Genomic DNA, 14,659 nt, shown 5'->3' with positions numbered 1-14,659 from the left:
CGGCCCGTCTCTGCCGCATGGCGGCGCGATCCCGCAGGGGTGCCCAGGGCAAGGCCGGCCAAGGGCGCCCCCGGGCCGCAGCGGCGCCGGCTCAGCGGGCCGTGGCGGAGATCAGGGCGATGGAGACGGGCACCTCGTAGCCTGTTCCCGCGGCATGCATCTCGCTGACCCGGCGGGCGATTGCCGCGGCGATCTTCTCCACCGTCCCGGCGCTCTGGCTGCGGATCAGCATCCCGGCCCCGACGGTCGCCGTCAGGAAGATCTCGAAGAGCTCCTCCGGCCGGTCCAGCCGCCAGGCCGCATCGAAGGTCGCGTGCTCCGCCATCTCCAGCTGCGCGGCCGCCAGCAGCGCACGGGCCTGCCCGGGATCGGCGAAGGCGAAGAGGTCGGGCTGCGCCGGCGCGGCCGAGACATCCGCATGCGCCTTCAGCGCCCCGAAGATCGCCGCAAAGGCAGGCGAGGCGGCGGGGCTGTTCCAGGTCGCCATCGCGAATGTCCCGCCGGGCCGCAGCACGCGCCGGATTTCCCCAAGCGCGCGGGGCTGGTCGGCGATATGCATCATCCCGAAATTGCACAGCACCGTGTCGAACTGCCCGTCCGCGAAGGGCATCGCCGCGGCATCCCCCTCGACGATCGTGGCACCGGGGGCCGCCTGGCGGGCCTTGGCCAGCATCTCGGGCGAGAAGTCGAGCCCGGTCGCCGCCGCGCCGCGCTCCGCCAGCATCTGCGTCAGGCTCCCCTGGCCGCAGCAGAGGTCCAGCACCGTGTCGCCCGCAGAGACCCGGCCCGAGATCAGCTTCCCTGCGGCAAGATCGGTGATCGGGACGAAATGCCTGACATAGGCATCGACGATCCCGCCATCCGACCAGCCGTCGAATTCGCGCGCGCCGAATTCCGCAAACTCCGCCATTGTGGCTCTCCCCCCGCGGCTGGGGGCAGTCTAGCGCATCGGCGCCGCCGGCCAAAGCGCCGGGACGGCACCGCGGAACGTCAGGCCGAGAGCGCGGCGGGGGTGCTGAACGTGCCGGAGGTGTAGACCAGGCTGCGCGCGCCGTCATTCTGCCGGATCGCGGCGACGCGGCCGATCAGGATCGCATGGGTCGGCGAGTCGTGCTCGCAGTCGAGATGGCAGTCGAAGACCGAGAGCGCGTCCTCGAGCACCGGCGCGCCGGTGGCCAGCCTGTGCCAGGCGCTGCCGTCGAAGCGTTCCGCGCCATAGACCTTGGTCATCCCGGCGAAGCGCATCGCCAGTGCGCTCTGCGCCTCGGTCAGGAAATTCGCCGAGAAGCAGCCATTGGCGCGGATCGCGGGCAGGACCGGGCTCGCGCGGTTGACGCAGGCCAGGATCATCGGCGGCGCGTCGGAAAGCGAGCAGACCGCCGAGGCGGTCAGCCCCATCCGGTCCTCTCCGGAGCCGGTGGCGATCACGGTCACGGCGGTCGCGGGCAGGCGCATCGCGGCGCGGAAGGCGGCGGCCTCGACGGGCGGCGTGCGGTCGGTCATCAGATGTCCTCTCTGTCAGGTGCGGCGCTGCCGCCGTTGAGCCAGGCCAGGATCGCCGAGAGATGGGTCCGCATCACCCGTTCGGCCTCGGCGGCATGGCGGTAGCGGATCGCGGCGGCGATCTGGTCGTGATGGCGCCAGCCGGTCTCGTCGGTATAGGCCGGCAGGCGGGTGCGGAAGGCCTCGTCCCGGGTCAGCGCCAGGATCTGCGCCAGGAGATGCTGCGCCAGCGCATTGTGCCCGGCGGCGGCGACGGCGCTGTGGAAGGCGATGTCGTGCTCCAGGTCGAACACCCCCGGCTCCGCCATCGCATGGGCGGCCAGGATCGCCTCGATCTCGGCGGGGGTGCCGCGGACGGCCGCAAGGCGGGCGATCTCGGGTTCGATCAGCAGCCGCACCTCCCAGACCTCGGCGGGGCTGGTCAGCTCGGCGATCTTCTGGCGGCCGCGCGCCCGTCCGGCATTCCGCGGCCGGCTGGAGGGGATCTCGCGCTTGTCCCGCAGCGCGCCGAGCGCCTTGCGCAGCGCGTAGCGGTTCACGCCGAGCTGCTCGGCGAGCTGGCGTTCGGGCGGCAGCTTGCCGTCCTGCGACAGGCCGAGGATCCGCGCCTCCAGCGCCCGGGTCCCGCCAGCGGGCTGTCTTTCGTCGTCCATGCTGCGGATCCCCCTGCTGCCGCCATCTTCCCGGAAGAATGAACCGAATGTGGTGGATGGCAACAACCCTCGTCGAGCCACTCGCCCGATCCGTACAACCAGAATCAACCAAAGCGCAATATGGTTCTTTGGTTGGCATTTGGTTGATCGCCTTGGATGGCGGCAATTGGCCATTCCCGCGATGGGCGCATGTCAAAAAACAAGCATCTCGCATATCGCAATTTTGACTGGAAAACAGCGTATTTCAGCGAGAAATGGCGCAGAATCCGTGTCCCGTCCTGTGAGTTTCGCGCGGTTGGATCAAAACTTCCACTTTTTTGAAAATGCATCTGGTGCCTATCTTTTCCGGGATCGGGGCGCTTTGGTTGAGTAACCAAACTACCGGATGCACCAGATGGTTGAAAGTCGGCCCGACTTGGCCGGCACTGGTCCGGCAGCGGTCGCCCGGAATACCGACCCGGATTACTGACAGGGAAATCGAATGAACCAGATGACGAAGACCATGCCGGCCCATGCGCTCAAGACCGGCGCCGAGTTCAAGGCGTCGCTCGATGACGGCCGCAGGCTCTGGGTGAACGGCCGCAAGCTGGAGAAGGTCACCGACGAGCCCGCGCTGGAGGCCGGGATCGACATGATGGCCTCGATGTTCGACGACCAGTTCACCGAGGAATTCGCCGAGGCGACCACCGTGCTCGACCGCAAGTCCGGGCTCGTCACCGGCCGCTCCTGGCAGGTGCCCGAAACGATCGGGGATCTGGTCGGCCGCCGGAAGATGATGGAATACACCTCGCGCAAGACGGTGGGCACCTTCGGCCGCCCGATCGACCTCGGGCCCACGCTGGCCGTCGGCATCCTCGCGCATCTGCATCTTTTCAAGGACTTCAAGTCGGCCTTTGGCGACTGCCAGCCCGATTTCGCCGAGAACGTGCAGGCCTATGTCGAATATGGCCGGATGAACTCGATCACCTGCGCCGAGAGCCTGACCGGCCCGCAGAATGACCGCTCTTCGCCGATGGCGCAGGCGGCGTCGCTCTTGCGCGTGGTCGAGGTCGAGAAGGACGGGGTGCGCATCTCGGGCGCGAAATCCGTGGGCTCCATCGCTGCGCAGACCAACGAGATCTTCTTTTCGAACCTCGCCTATCCGGGCACCCCGAAAGAGGCCGCGATCTGGGGCGCGGTGCCGATCAATTCCGACGGCATCAAGCTGGTCAGCCGCGAGATGCTCTCCGAGCCCGGCGCCGACCCGTTCGACCACCCGCTGACCCATCGCGGCGAGGAGGCGGACCAGCTGGTGATCTTCGACCGCGTCTGGGTGCCGAAGGACCGGATCTTCAACCTCGGCAACGAGCATGTGCTGGAGATTTCGGGCAAGGCGACGATCTTCGCGCATTACCACGTGCTGACCCGGCTGAAGGTGAAATCCGAGATCTTCGTCGGCTGCGCGCAGATGGTCGTCGACATGCTGGGCACCGGCGGCATCCCGGCCGTGCGCTCGATGCTGGCGGAGATCATCGAGTACAACCGCACGCTCGAGGCCTTCGTGCTGGCCGCAGAGGCCAACGCGCAGCTCAATGAAAGCGGCGTGATGTGCCCGGACGTGATGATGCTGACCACGGGGCGGCTCTATGCGATCCGCAACTACCCGCACATCATCCACGTGCTGCAGGAAATGTGCGGCCAGGGGCTGGTCATGCGCTTCGGCCGGGCCTCCTTCGAGAACCCCGAAATCGGCCACCACCTCAAGGAGCTGCTGCCGGGCAAGGGCGTCACCGGCATGGAGAAGGAGCATGTGATGAACTTCATCTGGGATCTCACCTGCTCGTCGCTGGCAGGCCGGGTCGCGCTTTTCGAGAACGTCAACGCCAGCCCCGCGCCGCGGATGCGCGAGCGGCTGGTCTCGGAATTCGACACCGCGGGCATGGTTACCGAGGCGCGCCGCGCCGCGCTGATCGGCTGAGGAGGGGCAAGATGGCCACGCAGCATGAAATGGTGAAGCTCTTCACCGACCAGCTGAAGCTCTGCGCGCTGAAGCCGCATGAAACGGTGATCGTCCTGTGCGAGGACGACATCCGCGCCGATTACGCCAAGGCCTTCCTGATCGCCGCGCGCGAGATGGGGGCCACGCCCTTCCAGGTGACGGTGCCCTTGCGCGAGAAGCGCTCGGCCCGCCAGACCACCGGGCGCACGGCGATCGCCGGAAACCGCCCCGTGATCGAGGCGCTGAAGAAGGCCGACCTCGTCATCGACGTGATGGGCACGCTCTTCTCCCCCGAGCAGGACGAGATCTGCGCGGCGGGGGCAAGGATGCTCTTCGTACGCGAGCCCTTCGACGTGCTGGCCGCGAATTTCCCGAACCCCGACCTGCGCCGCCGGATCGAGGTCGGCGAGAAGATGCTGGGCGGGGCGAAGACCCTGCGCATCTGGTCCGAGACCGGCACCGACGCCACCTTCCAGATGGGCGGCTACCGGGTGATGACGCAATACGGCTATACCGACACGCCCGGACGCTGGGACCACATGGGCACCGGCCAGGTGCTTAGCCAGGCGCATGACGGCATGGTCGAGGGCACGGTGATGCTGATGCCCGGCGACACCGTCACCGCCTTCCAGCGGATGATCGAGAGCCCGGTCAAGCTGACCATCGAGGGCGGCAAGGTCACCGGGATCGAGGGCGACGGCATGGATGCGCCCCTGATCCGCGACTACATGGAAAGCTTCCGCGACCCGCGCGCCTATGCGATCAGCCATATCGGCTGGGGGCTGCTGGACAGCGCGACCTGGTTCCACCGCGCCATCACCCGCACCCGCCCCGAGGAGATCAGCGTCAACTCGCTGAGCTACTACGGCAATGTCCTGTTCTCGCTGGGCCCGAATACCGAGCTGGGCGGCAAGAACGACACGATGTGCCATCTCGACATGCCGTTGAGGAAGACCTCGCTGTCGCTCGACGGGGTGACGGTGATCGACAGGGGCCGGGTGGCGATCCCCGAAATGGCGGTCTGAGGCGGATGACCCAGATCGACGCCTCCGATGCCGGGATCGCCCGGCTCCAGCCAGAGGAGCGGCGGCACGGCCCGACCGCCTGGGAGCGCCAGCAGCGCGGGCTGACCCTGTCGCTGATGGCGGTGCCGATGGCCGTGATGGCGCTGGCCTTCGTGCTGCCCCTGCTCGTCCTGCTGTGGATGAGCTTCGGCGGCGGCAGCTCCGAGGGGTTCAGCCTGAAGGGCTATGGCGACCTGATGCAGCCGGTCTACCTGCGGCTCCTGGGCTTCACGCTGCAGCTGGCGCTGGTCACGACGCTGGCCTGCGCGCTTCTCGCCTATCCGCTGGCCTATCTGATGGTGAACATCCGCTCCCGCTTCGGCGCCTGGATGGGGATGGTCCTCTTCGTCACGCTCTGGCTCAGCTTCCTGGCGCGGACCTTCAGCTGGATCATCATCCTGCAGCGCCGCGGGGTGGTGAACAACCTGCTGGTGAATACCGGCCTGATCGACCAGCCGCTGGAGCTCGTCTACAACAAGCTCGGCGTCTATATCGGCCTCATCCACATCCTTCTGCCCTTCATGGTGATCACGCTGATCCCGGCGATGAAGGCGATCGACCCTGCCTATGTGCGCGCCGCGCTCAGCCTCGGCGCCACGCCGGGGCGGGTCTTCCGCGAGATCTACCTGCCGCTCAGCCTGCCGGGGCTGGTCGCGGGCTCGATGCTGGTCTTCACGCTGGCCTTCGGCTTCTTCATCACCCCGGCGATCCTCGGCGGCGGTCGGGCGCCGACCATCGTGCTGGCGATCCGCGACCAGATCCAGACGCTGGGCAACCTGCAGCTCGCGGCCGCGACCTCGATGCTGCTTCTCGTCTTCTGCCTCGGGCTGCTGGTCCTCTACGACCGGATCTCGGGCATCGACCGCATCTATGACAGGGGAGGGCGCTGATGGAGTTCCTCATCCGCGGGCGCGCGCTGGCCGCGCTGAAGATCTACGGCTGGGCGATGCTGGTGCTCGTCATGCTGCCGATCCTGCTGATGGTGCCGATCAGCTTCGGCAAGGGCAATGCCATCGTCTTCCCGCCGAAGGAGTTCTCCTTCGAATGGTACCGCGGGCTGGTCGAAGATCCCCGCTGGGGCCGCGATGCCTGGCTGTCGCTGAAGGTGGCGCTGCTGGCGACGCTCTTCGCGACCGTGATCGGCACCGCCTCGGCGATCGGCATCTCGCGGATCCGCCATCCGGGGCTGGCCAAGGTGATGAAGATGTTCTTCATCGCGCCGATGATCGTGCCCTTGATGGTGATCGGCGTCGGGCTCTACATCGTCTTCGCCCGGAACGGGCTGTTGGGCTCTGTCTGGCCGCTGGCGCTGGCCCATGCCGTGGTGGTGCTGCCCTTCGTGGTGATGCCGGTCATGTCGCGGCTGGCGAGCCTCGATCCGGCCTATGAGCGCGCTTCGGCCTCGCTCGGGGGCTCGCAGATCCGGACGCTCTTCGAGGTGATCCTGCCGCTTCTCGTCCCGGCCATCCTCGCCGCGGCGGTCTTCTCCTTCGTCTTCTCCTTCGACGAGGTGGTGCTGGCGCAGCTCCTGGCGGGCCCGCGCTTCGAGACCCTGCCGCGGAAGATCTGGGAGAGCCTCAGCCAGAACGGGCTCGACAAGTCGATCACCTCGATCGCCTCGCTGCAGCTCTTCCTGGTGCTGGCGGCCTTCGGCGGCTGGAGCCTCTGGGCGCGTGCCGCGAAGGCGCGCGCGGGACGGCGTCCGCCCCGCTCCCTCGGCGCGGCGGCCACGGCCGAGCGTCTGGTCCCCGATACCGGCGTCCCCGCGCCCCAAGCCGCTCCGGCACGCGATGCCGGGCCCGGCCCGACCGTCACGGAGGCAGTCAAGATGAACGACGACGACCAGCATGGCTACGGCATCCATTTCCACCGCCTGAGCAAGTTCTACAATGGCAAGGCGGCCGTCGAGGAGGCGGATTTCTCCGTCCGTCCGGGCGAGTTCCTGACCATCCTCGGCCCCTCGGGCTCTGGCAAGACGACGCTGCTGATGCTGATCGCGGGCTTCATCTCGCCCGATGCCGGGCGGCTGATGCTGGGGGACCGCGACATCTCCCGCGTGCCGCCGCACCAGCGCGACATCGGCGTGGTGTTCCAGTCCTACGCGCTCTTCCCGCACATGACGGTGGCGCAGAACGTCGCCTATCCGCTCAGGGCGCGGAAGATGCCGAAGGACGAGCAGGCCCGCCGCGTCGCCTGGGCGCTGTCGCGCGTGCACATGCAGGACTATGCCGACCGCCGGATCAGCCAGCTTTCGGGCGGGCAGCAGCAGCGCATCGCGCTGGCCCGCGCGATCTCCTTCGGGCCGCGGGCGCTCCTGATGGACGAGCCGCTTTCCGCGCTCGACCGGAACCTGCGCGTCGACATGCAGCGCGAGATCCGCAGCCTGCAGCAGAGCCTCGGCCAGACGGTGGTCTTCGTCACCCATGACCAGGAAGAGGCGCTGAACATGTCCGACCGCGTGGCAGTGGTGAACGAGGGCCGGATCCAGCAGGTGGCGACGCCGAGGGATCTGTACCTCAAGCCCGCCAACAGCTTCGTCGCGCATTTCTTCGGCGAATCCAACCTCTTCCGCGGCGCGGCCGCGGGCGACCGGCTGGCCTCCGCGGGCCGCTCGCTGCCGCTGCCCGCGGCGCGCTCGGGCGAGACGGTGCTCTGCGTCCGGCCCGAGGCGATCCAGATCGACGCGCCCGCGGCCCCCGACTGGGCGGTGGACGGCACCGTGACCGAAGCCCGTTTCCTCGGCAGCCTGCTGCGGATGCAGTTCGACACCGAGCTGGGCCCGATGGTGGTGACCCGTCCGCTCGACGGCTCCATCGCGCCGCCCGCCCCGGGCGAGCGCCGCCGCCTCTCCTGGGCGCCCGAGATGTCCCACGCGATGGCCCGCTAGGGCCCCGCATTCCCGATCAGAGGCCGCAGAACGGCCCGTTCCCCCCAACATGGAGACCAAGATGACACTGACTGCAAGAACGGCCCTCCTCGCCGGGCTCCTGCCGCTCCTGCCGCTTGCCCCCGCGCTGGCCGAGGCGCCCGAGGCCTTCCAGGGCGACGGCATGCTGATCGTCAACAACTGGGGCGGCCCGACCGTCGACCGGATGCACAAGGCCTGGTACGGCGACTTCCCCGACGAGAGCGGCATCGACGTGTCCTTCACCTCGATCCCCGATGTCGCCAAGCTGAAGATCATGGACCAGGTCGGCAATGTCGAATGGGACGTGGTCGATTTCGAGGGCAACCAGATGCTCCTGGCGATGAAGGACGACCTGCTGGCGCCGATCGACTACGACCTGATCTTCCAGCTGGTCCCCGAGGCCGAGCTCGACCCCTCGCAGATGGAGGAATACGGCATCGGCTCGGTCGCCTTCTCGACCGTCATCGCCTGGAATACCGACGAGTTCGGCCAGGAGGGCCCGCAGGACTGGGTGGAATTCTTCGACACCGAGAAGTTCCCCGGCCGCCGCGCGCTCTATGCCCGCCCGAAGCCCGCGCTCGAGATCGCGCTGATGGCTGACGGGGTGGCGCCGGACGCGGTCTATCCGATCGACATCGACCGCGCCTTCGAGGCGCTCGACAAGATCGGGCCCAAGGTCGATCTGTGGGTCGAGAAGACCTCGCAATGGGATGTGCTGATCCAGAACCGCGAAGTCGACCTGATGGGCTCCAGCCTGACCCGCACCATGGCGCAGATCGAAGAGGGCGAGCCCTTCGCGCTGACCTTCAACGAGAGCATCGTCGAGCAGTCCTACTGGACGATCCCGAAGAACGCCCCGAACGTGGAGGACGCGCAGAAGCTCGTCGCCTGGATGATGCGCGCCGAGGGCCAGCGCGCCGCGCTGTCGGATCTGCCCTATTACGGCATGGCCAATACCGCCGCGCTCGACGGGCTGCCGGAGGCGACGCTGGCCAAGCTGCCCGGCGCGCCGGAGAACGCGAAGAACGTCATGCGGATCAATGCCCAGTGGTGGTTCGACCACGATGCCGAGGTGCAGACCCGCTGGCTCGACTGGCTCAGCCGCCAGTGACCCGTCCCCCGGGCGGGGTGCCGCCCGGGGCCTTCCGCAGATCGCAGCGACATCCAGAAGGACAGGACGACATGACCGATTTCACCACACGGCGCGGCTTTCTCGGCGGCACCGCCGCCACCGCGCTGGCGCTCGGCGCCGGGCTGCGCCCCGGGCTCGCGCAGGACTATTCGGCGCTCAAGGGCAAGGGCAGCCTCGTGGTCTGCACCTGGGGCGGGCACTATTCCGACGAGATGCAGCGCATCTGGTTCGACCCGTTCTCCGAGGTCTCGGGCGTCGATGTCTCGACCACCTCGCTGCCCGACATGGCCAAGCTCGAGGTCATGGAGAAAGTCGGCAATGTCGAATGGGACCTGGTCGACACCGAGGGCACGCAGATGCAGCTGGCCATCGAGAAGGGGCTGCTGCAGCCGATCGACTACGACATGGTCTTCTCGCTGGTGCCGAAGGAGACGATCGACCCGAAGGTCGCCAAGGACTACGGCATCGGCTCGGTCGCCTTCTCCACCGTGATCGCCTGGAACAGCGACCTCTTCGGCGCCGAGGGACCGCAGACCTGGACGGAATGGGCCGATACCGAACGGTTCAAGGGCCGCCGCGCGCTCTATGCCCAGCCGCGCCCCTCCTTCGAGATCGCGCTGATGGCCGCGGGCGTGCCGCCCGAGGAGATCTACCCGATCGACATCGACGCCGCCTTCGAGGCGCTCGACGCGCTGAAGCCCAAGATCGACCTCTGGGTGCAGAAGACCTCGCAATGGGCGGTGCTGATGCAGAATGGCGAGGTCGACCTGATGGGATCGAGCCTGGCGCGCACGCTGGAAGAGAAGAAGCGCAGCGGCAGGATCGACTTCACCTTCAACGAGAGCATCGTCGAGCAGTCCTACTGGACCATCCCGAAAGGCGCCCCCGGCGGGGCCGAGGCGCAGAAGCTCCTGGCCTGGATGATGCAGCCCGAGGGCATGCTGGCCTATGCCTCCTCGCTGCCCTTCGTGGTCGCCAATACCGCGATCTACGGCGACATCCCCGCCGACATGCAGGAGCAGCTGCCGGGCTTTCCGGCGAATGCCGCGCGCAACCTGCAGATCGACGAGGCCTGGTGGGCGGCGAACACCGCGGAAGTGCAGCCGCGCTGGCTCGACTGGCTGAGCCGCGCCTGAGTTTCCCCCTGCCGGGGCCGCCAGGGCCCTGGCTCCCCCGATCAAGACCCGAAGACCCGGAGCCCCGATGGAACTGTCCGAGATGACCGCCCGCCAGATGTTCGAGCATCTGCGCGCCAACCCCGCCCGCCCGCGCTACGGCTTCGGCACGCGGCCGATGCTGATCAATGTCGATCTGCAATGCGCCTATACCCAGCCCGGCACCTACGCGACCGCCTACGAGACCGACCCGCGCCAGACCGAATACGTCAACCGCCTGGCCGCCGAGACCCGGCGGCTGGGCCTGCCGGTCGTGTGGACCTATGTCGCCTTCTCACCCTCGGGCGATGATTGCGGCATGTTCGGCACCCGCACCGACACGCCCGACAGCCTGCAGAACATCAAGATCGGCTCGCCGCGCGCCGCGCTCGACCCCCGGCTGGAGGTCGTGGAGGGCGATGTCGTCCTCAACAAGAAGATGCCCTCGGCCTTCTACGAGACCCACCTGACCTCGCTGGCGATCCACCACGGGATCGACACGGTGATCGTCACCGGCGGCTCGACCTCGGGCTGCGTGCGCGCCACCGTGGTCGACAGCCTGTCGCGCGGCTTCCGCACGATCGTGCCGGTCGAATGCGTGGCCGATCTGCACGAGAGCCCGCATTTCGCCAATCTCTACGACATGCACAAGAAATATGCCGATTGCGTCGGCGTGGACGAGGTGCTCGGCTGGTATGCGACCCTGGCCTGAGCTGCGGGGCAGGCCGGTGGCCGCGGCGCCGCCGGTGCTCGACGGCACGCGCCGGGCGCCCCCGGACCTGCGCGGCGCGGTGCTGCTCTTGGGCAATTTCGACGGGCTGCATCCCGGGCATCTGGCGCTCTTCCGCAAGGGCGCGGCGCTGGCCGCGGGGCGGGGCGTGCCGCTGGCGGCGATGCAATGCGATCCCCATCCGCGCAGCTTCTTCGGCGGCGAGGCCGGGTTCCGGATCGCGACCGGCGCCGTGCAGGCGCGGCTGCTGGCCGGGGCCGGCGCCGAGGTGATCTACGCGCCCCGCTTCGATGCCGGTTTCGCGGCGCTTGCCCCGGGGGACTTCGCGGCGCGGCATCTGGCCTGCGGGCTGGGCGTCTCGGCGGTGGTGGCGGGACAGGGCTTCCGCTTCGGCCGGGGCAGGGCCGGGGACATGGCGCAGCTGGCAGAGGCGGGACGGCGGCACGGCTTCTCGGTCAATCCGGTGGCGGATGTGGGCTGCGCCCGGGAGGGGCGGCGCATCTCCTCCAGCCGGATCCGCAGCGCGATCCGCGCCGGACGGATCGCGGAGGCGGAGGCGCTGCTGGGCCATCCCGTCGAGCTGGCGCTGGCAGAGACGGGACCCCAGGGGCAGGCCGGGTTCGACCCGCTGCAGATCCTGCCGCCGGACGGGCTCTGGCCGGTGCTGGCGCTCGGTCCGGCAGGGCAGCCGATCGGCCGCGCGGCGCTGCATCTCTCGGGCCGGCACGGCCGCCTTGCCGGGGCAGCGGGACAGATCGCGGCGCTGCGCCTCCTCGCGGGCGCCGGGACGCAGACACAGGAAGGATGACGGTGATGGACTATGATGCTCTGAGCGCGCTGGAGATGGCGGCGGCGGTCCGTGCGGGCGACGTGGCCCCGGATCATTTCGTGGCAGAGGCGGCAGCACGGATCCGCGCGGCGAACCCGGCGCTGAACGCGGTGGTGCACGACTTCCCGCCGCAGATGCCCGCAACGCTCGACGGGCCCTTTGCCGGGGTGCCGCTGCTGCTGAAGAATATCGGCGTGGCGATCAAGGGCGCGCCGGTCAGCTCGGGCTCGCGGCTCCATGCCGATGTGGTCAGCCCGGCCGACAGCACGCTTGGCGCGCGGCTGCGCGCGGCGGGCTTCGTGCCGATGGGGCGCACCAACACGCCCGAGCTGGCGCTGAGCTTCACCGCCGAGGGCGCCTTCCACGGCCCGGCGCGCAATCCCTGGGACCTGTCGCGCAGCCCCGGCGGATCCTCGGGCGGCGCCGCGGCCGTGGTGGCGGCGGGGATCGTACCGGTGGCGCAGAGCTCGGACGGGGCGGGCTCGACCCGGGTGCCCGCGGCGCATTGCGGGGTCTTCGGTTTCAAGCCTTCGCGGCTGCGCAATCCGGTCGGCCCCGCCCAGGCCGAGGGCATCGCCGGCATGTCGACCCCGCATGCGATCAGCCGCGGCGTCCTCGACAATGCCGCGATGCTCGACGCCACCCACGGGCCGGATACGGGCGATCCCTGGGCCTGCCCGCCGTCCGGGGGCCGCTTCGCCGAGGCCGTGGTGCGCGCGCCGGGCAAGCTGCGCATCGGGCTGGAGCTTTCGGGGGCGCCCGACTGCCGCGCGGCCGCCGAAGCGGCGGCGGCGCTCTGCGCCGATCTCGGCCACGAGGTGGAGATCGCCCGGCCGGATTACGGCAACGAGGCGCTAAAGGAGGCCTGGTTCACGATTTCCGCCGTCTCCGTGGCCCGCGGCGTGGCGGCCTTCGCCCGCGCCCGCGGCATCGCCGACCCGCTGGCGCTGCTCGAGCCCGTCAATGCCGACTGGGTGCGGCGCGGGCAGGCGGTCCCGGGCACGGAGTATCTCGGCGCGGTCAGCCTGCTGCACCAGACCAGCCGGGCGATGGGGCGGTTCTTCTCGGAATTCGACCTCTACCTGTCGCCGACCACCGCGGAAATCGCGCCGCCCCTGGGCTGGCTGGCCGGGGAGGGGATGGAGGCGGAGGCCTTCTTCGACCGGTTCTGGGCGCATGCGCCGCTGACGGCGGTGTTCAACGCCTCGGGCTGCCCGGCGATGAGCGTGCCGCTGCACTGGACCGCCGGGGGCCTGCCGGTCGGGGTGCAGTTCGGCGCCGCCTATGGCCGCGACGCGCTGCTCTACCAGCTCGCGGGCCAGCTCGAGGCGGCACGTCCCTGGGCGCACCGGCGCCCGGCCCTGGCGGAGGCCGTGGCATGAGCGCGGCAGCGACCGCGCGCGACATCGCGGAGGGACATGCCACGGCGCGGGGCGTGGCGGCGGCGGTCCGGGCCGGGACGCTGGCGCCGGAGGCGGTGGCCGAGGCGGTGATCGCGCGCATCGCGGCGGTCGAGCCCTGGCTCCGCGCCTTTGCCTGCCACGATCCGCAGGCGCTGCGCCGCGCCGCTGCGTCGGGCGCCGCGGGGCCGCTGGCGGGCGTGCCCTTCGGCGTCAAGGACGTGATCGACACCGCCGATCTGCCGACATGCCATGGCTCGGCCGCCTATCCCGCGGACTGGCAGCCCGCCCGCGACGCGCCCGTCGTGCATCTGGTGCGGCAGGCGGGCGCGCTCATCGCGGGCAAGACGGTGACGACGGAATTCGCCACCGCCGCGCCGGGGCCGACGGTGAACCCGTTCGATCCGGAGCGCACCCCCGGCGGCTCCTCCTCGGGCAGCGCCGCGGCGCTGGCGGCGGGGCTCTGCCTGATGGCCTTCGGCACGCAGACCTCGGGCTCGACCATCCGCCCGGCCTCCTATTGCGGGGTGGCGGGGATGAAGCCCTCGCCCGGGCTGATCGAGCGGCACGGCGTCAAGCCGCTGGCCAGTTCGCTCGACGTGGTCGGGCCGATGGCGCGCGACCTGCGCGACCTGGCGCTGCTGGCCTCGGTGGCGATGCGGCGGCCGGAGATGGCGGTGCCCGATGCGCCCCTGCCGCTGGCGCCGATGGCGCTCTTCCTGCCCGCCCACGAGCCCGCGGCAGAGACGGGTGTCGCCGAGCGGGCGGCCTCGGTGCTCGGCGCGGCCCGGCAGGTCCGGCCGCCCGCCTGGTGGGAGGCGCTCGGCCCGGCCCAGGCGGATGTCTTCGCCTGGGAGGCGTCTGCGGCGCTCGCGCCCGAGCGCGATCTCCACTGGGACCGGCTGGCCCCGGCGACCCATGCCTTCCTGCGTCGCCAGGACGGGATCACCGCGGCGCGCTGGCAGGCGGGGCTCGCGGCGCGGGACCGGGCGCTCGGCGATCTCGATGCGCTTTTCGGCGGGGCGGAATTCCTGATGACCCAGGCGGCCCCGGGCGAAGCGCCGCGGGGGCTCGCCGCCACCGGTCCGGCAGCCTACAATATCCGCTGGACGCTGCTCGGCCTGCCGACGGTCACGGTGCCGGCGGGGCTCGGCCCGGCCGGGCTGCCGGTCGGCGTCCAGATCGCCGGGCGCCCCGGCGAGGATGCGCGGCTGCTGCGGCAGGCCGCGGCGGTAGAGGATCGCCTCCGGGCGGCGGGGCTCGAGGCGCGGCCCCGGTTGGCCGGGACGGTCCCGGCGCAGGTGTGAG

At 69.9% G+C, this 14,659-nt stretch carries 13 protein-coding genes; 10 read left to right on the top strand and 3 right to left on the bottom strand.

Going from position 1 to position 14,659, the window contains the following annotated elements; genetic code table 11:
- Positions 1-91: 91 nt before the first annotated feature.
- The 3 genes from FGX59_RS00240 to FGX59_RS00230 all read right to left on the bottom strand — a co-directional run bounded on the left by FGX59_RS00240 (position 92) and on the right by FGX59_RS00230 (position 2,156).
- Positions 92-910 carry a class I SAM-dependent methyltransferase gene (locus FGX59_RS00240; RefSeq protein ID WP_138464259.1) on the bottom strand — a complete coding sequence of 273 codons (819 nt, stop codon included), beginning with the start codon at positions 908-910 and terminating at the stop codon, positions 92-94.
- Positions 911-990: 80 nt separating this feature from the next.
- Positions 991-1,503, bottom strand: a complete 513-nt coding sequence (locus tag FGX59_RS00235) for a flavin reductase family protein (RefSeq protein ID WP_138464258.1) — start codon at positions 1,501-1,503, stop codon at positions 991-993.
- A complete protein-coding gene (locus tag FGX59_RS00230; RefSeq protein WP_171060434.1) occupies positions 1,503-2,156 on the bottom strand; it encodes a FadR/GntR family transcriptional regulator in 654 nt (217 codons plus the stop codon). Before FGX59_RS00230 ends, FGX59_RS00235 begins: the two co-directional genes overlap by 1 nt.
- Before the next feature lie 481 nt (positions 2,157-2,637).
- On the opposite strand from FGX59_RS00230, the gene FGX59_RS00225 reads away from it, so the two are divergent.
- The 10 genes from FGX59_RS00225 to FGX59_RS00180 all read left to right on the top strand — a co-directional run bounded on the left by FGX59_RS00225 (position 2,638) and on the right by FGX59_RS00180 (position 14,658).
- Positions 2,638-4,113, top strand: coding sequence for a 4-hydroxyphenylacetate 3-hydroxylase N-terminal domain-containing protein (locus tag FGX59_RS00225; protein WP_138464256.1), 1,476 nt, complete (start codon positions 2,638-2,640; stop codon positions 4,111-4,113).
- An 11-nt stretch (positions 4,114-4,124) separates the two neighbouring features.
- Positions 4,125-5,159: a leucyl aminopeptidase gene (locus tag FGX59_RS00220; protein WP_138464255.1), complete on the top strand. Its 1,035-nt coding sequence runs from the start codon at positions 4,125-4,127 to the stop codon at positions 5,157-5,159.
- Positions 5,160-5,164: 5 nt separating this feature from the next.
- Positions 5,165-6,088 (top strand): ABC transporter permease, encoded by a 924-nt coding sequence (locus FGX59_RS00215; RefSeq protein ID WP_138464254.1) that lies wholly within the window; start codon positions 5,165-5,167, stop codon positions 6,086-6,088.
- Positions 6,088-8,085, top strand: coding sequence for an ATP-binding cassette domain-containing protein (locus FGX59_RS00210; RefSeq protein WP_138464253.1), 1,998 nt, complete (start codon positions 6,088-6,090; stop codon positions 8,083-8,085). The genes FGX59_RS00215 and FGX59_RS00210 overlap by 1 nt, the downstream gene beginning before the upstream one ends.
- A gap of 61 nt (positions 8,086-8,146) precedes the next feature.
- Positions 8,147-9,217: an ABC transporter substrate-binding protein gene (locus FGX59_RS00205; protein ID WP_138464252.1), complete on the top strand. Its 1,071-nt coding sequence runs from the start codon at positions 8,147-8,149 to the stop codon at positions 9,215-9,217.
- A gap of 71 nt (positions 9,218-9,288) precedes the next feature.
- Positions 9,289-10,374 carry an ABC transporter substrate-binding protein gene (locus FGX59_RS00200; protein ID WP_138464251.1) on the top strand — a complete coding sequence of 362 codons (1,086 nt, stop codon included), beginning with the start codon at positions 9,289-9,291 and terminating at the stop codon, positions 10,372-10,374.
- Between the two features lie 67 nt (positions 10,375-10,441).
- On the top strand, positions 10,442-11,104 hold the full coding sequence (locus FGX59_RS00195) for an isochorismatase family protein (protein ID WP_138464250.1): 663 nt from the start codon (positions 10,442-10,444) through the stop codon (positions 11,102-11,104).
- Positions 11,088-11,930 carry a hypothetical protein gene (locus tag FGX59_RS00190; protein ID WP_171060433.1) on the top strand — a complete coding sequence of 281 codons (843 nt, stop codon included), beginning with the start codon at positions 11,088-11,090 and terminating at the stop codon, positions 11,928-11,930. Before FGX59_RS00195 ends, FGX59_RS00190 begins: the two co-directional genes overlap by 17 nt.
- A 5-nt stretch (positions 11,931-11,935) precedes the next feature.
- Positions 11,936-13,333, top strand: coding sequence for an amidase (locus tag FGX59_RS00185; RefSeq protein WP_138464248.1), 1,398 nt, complete (start codon positions 11,936-11,938; stop codon positions 13,331-13,333).
- A complete protein-coding gene (locus FGX59_RS00180; protein WP_138464247.1) occupies positions 13,330-14,658 on the top strand; it encodes an amidase in 1,329 nt (442 codons plus the stop codon). The genes FGX59_RS00185 and FGX59_RS00180 overlap by 4 nt, the downstream gene beginning before the upstream one ends.
- Position 14,659 lies beyond the last annotated feature (1 nt).

It is taken from the genome of Poseidonocella sp. HB161398 (genome assembly GCF_005870025.1).
Taxonomy (GTDB): Bacteria; Pseudomonadota; Alphaproteobacteria; order Rhodobacterales; family Rhodobacteraceae; genus Mangrovicoccus.
The sequence above is the reverse complement of the archived record's forward strand: the minus strand, read 5'-3'. Positions and strand labels throughout refer to the sequence as shown.

What these genes read in the sequence shown, in the direction of transcription:
- FGX59_RS00200 (WP_138464251.1), top strand. Translation starts at nt 9,289, where the DNA reads ATGACCGATTTCACCACACGGCGCGGCTTTCTCGGCGGCACCGCCGCC.
- FGX59_RS00190 (WP_171060433.1), top strand. Translation starts at nt 11,088, where the DNA reads ATGCGACCCTGGCCTGAGCTGCGGGGCAGGCCGGTGGCCGCGGCGCCG.
- FGX59_RS00235 (WP_138464258.1), bottom strand. Translation starts at nt 1,503, where the DNA reads ATGACCGACCGCACGCCGCCCGTCGAGGCCGCCGCCTTCCGCGCCGCG.
- FGX59_RS00230 (WP_171060434.1), bottom strand. Translation starts at nt 2,156, where the DNA reads ATGGACGACGAAAGACAGCCCGCTGGCGGGACCCGGGCGCTGGAGGCG.
- FGX59_RS00180 (WP_138464247.1), top strand. Translation starts at nt 13,330, where the DNA reads ATGAGCGCGGCAGCGACCGCGCGCGACATCGCGGAGGGACATGCCACG.
- FGX59_RS00220 (WP_138464255.1), top strand. Translation starts at nt 4,125, where the DNA reads ATGGCCACGCAGCATGAAATGGTGAAGCTCTTCACCGACCAGCTGAAG.
- FGX59_RS00215 (WP_138464254.1), top strand. Translation starts at nt 5,165, where the DNA reads ATGACCCAGATCGACGCCTCCGATGCCGGGATCGCCCGGCTCCAGCCA.
- FGX59_RS00225 (WP_138464256.1), top strand. Translation starts at nt 2,638, where the DNA reads ATGAACCAGATGACGAAGACCATGCCGGCCCATGCGCTCAAGACCGGC.
- FGX59_RS00240 (WP_138464259.1), bottom strand. Translation starts at nt 910, where the DNA reads ATGGCGGAGTTTGCGGAATTCGGCGCGCGCGAATTCGACGGCTGGTCG.
- FGX59_RS00210 (WP_138464253.1), top strand. Translation starts at nt 6,088, where the DNA reads ATGGAGTTCCTCATCCGCGGGCGCGCGCTGGCCGCGCTGAAGATCTAC.
- FGX59_RS00185 (WP_138464248.1), top strand. Translation starts at nt 11,936, where the DNA reads ATGGACTATGATGCTCTGAGCGCGCTGGAGATGGCGGCGGCGGTCCGT.
- FGX59_RS00195 (WP_138464250.1), top strand. Translation starts at nt 10,442, where the DNA reads ATGGAACTGTCCGAGATGACCGCCCGCCAGATGTTCGAGCATCTGCGC.
- FGX59_RS00205 (WP_138464252.1), top strand. Translation starts at nt 8,147, where the DNA reads ATGACACTGACTGCAAGAACGGCCCTCCTCGCCGGGCTCCTGCCGCTC.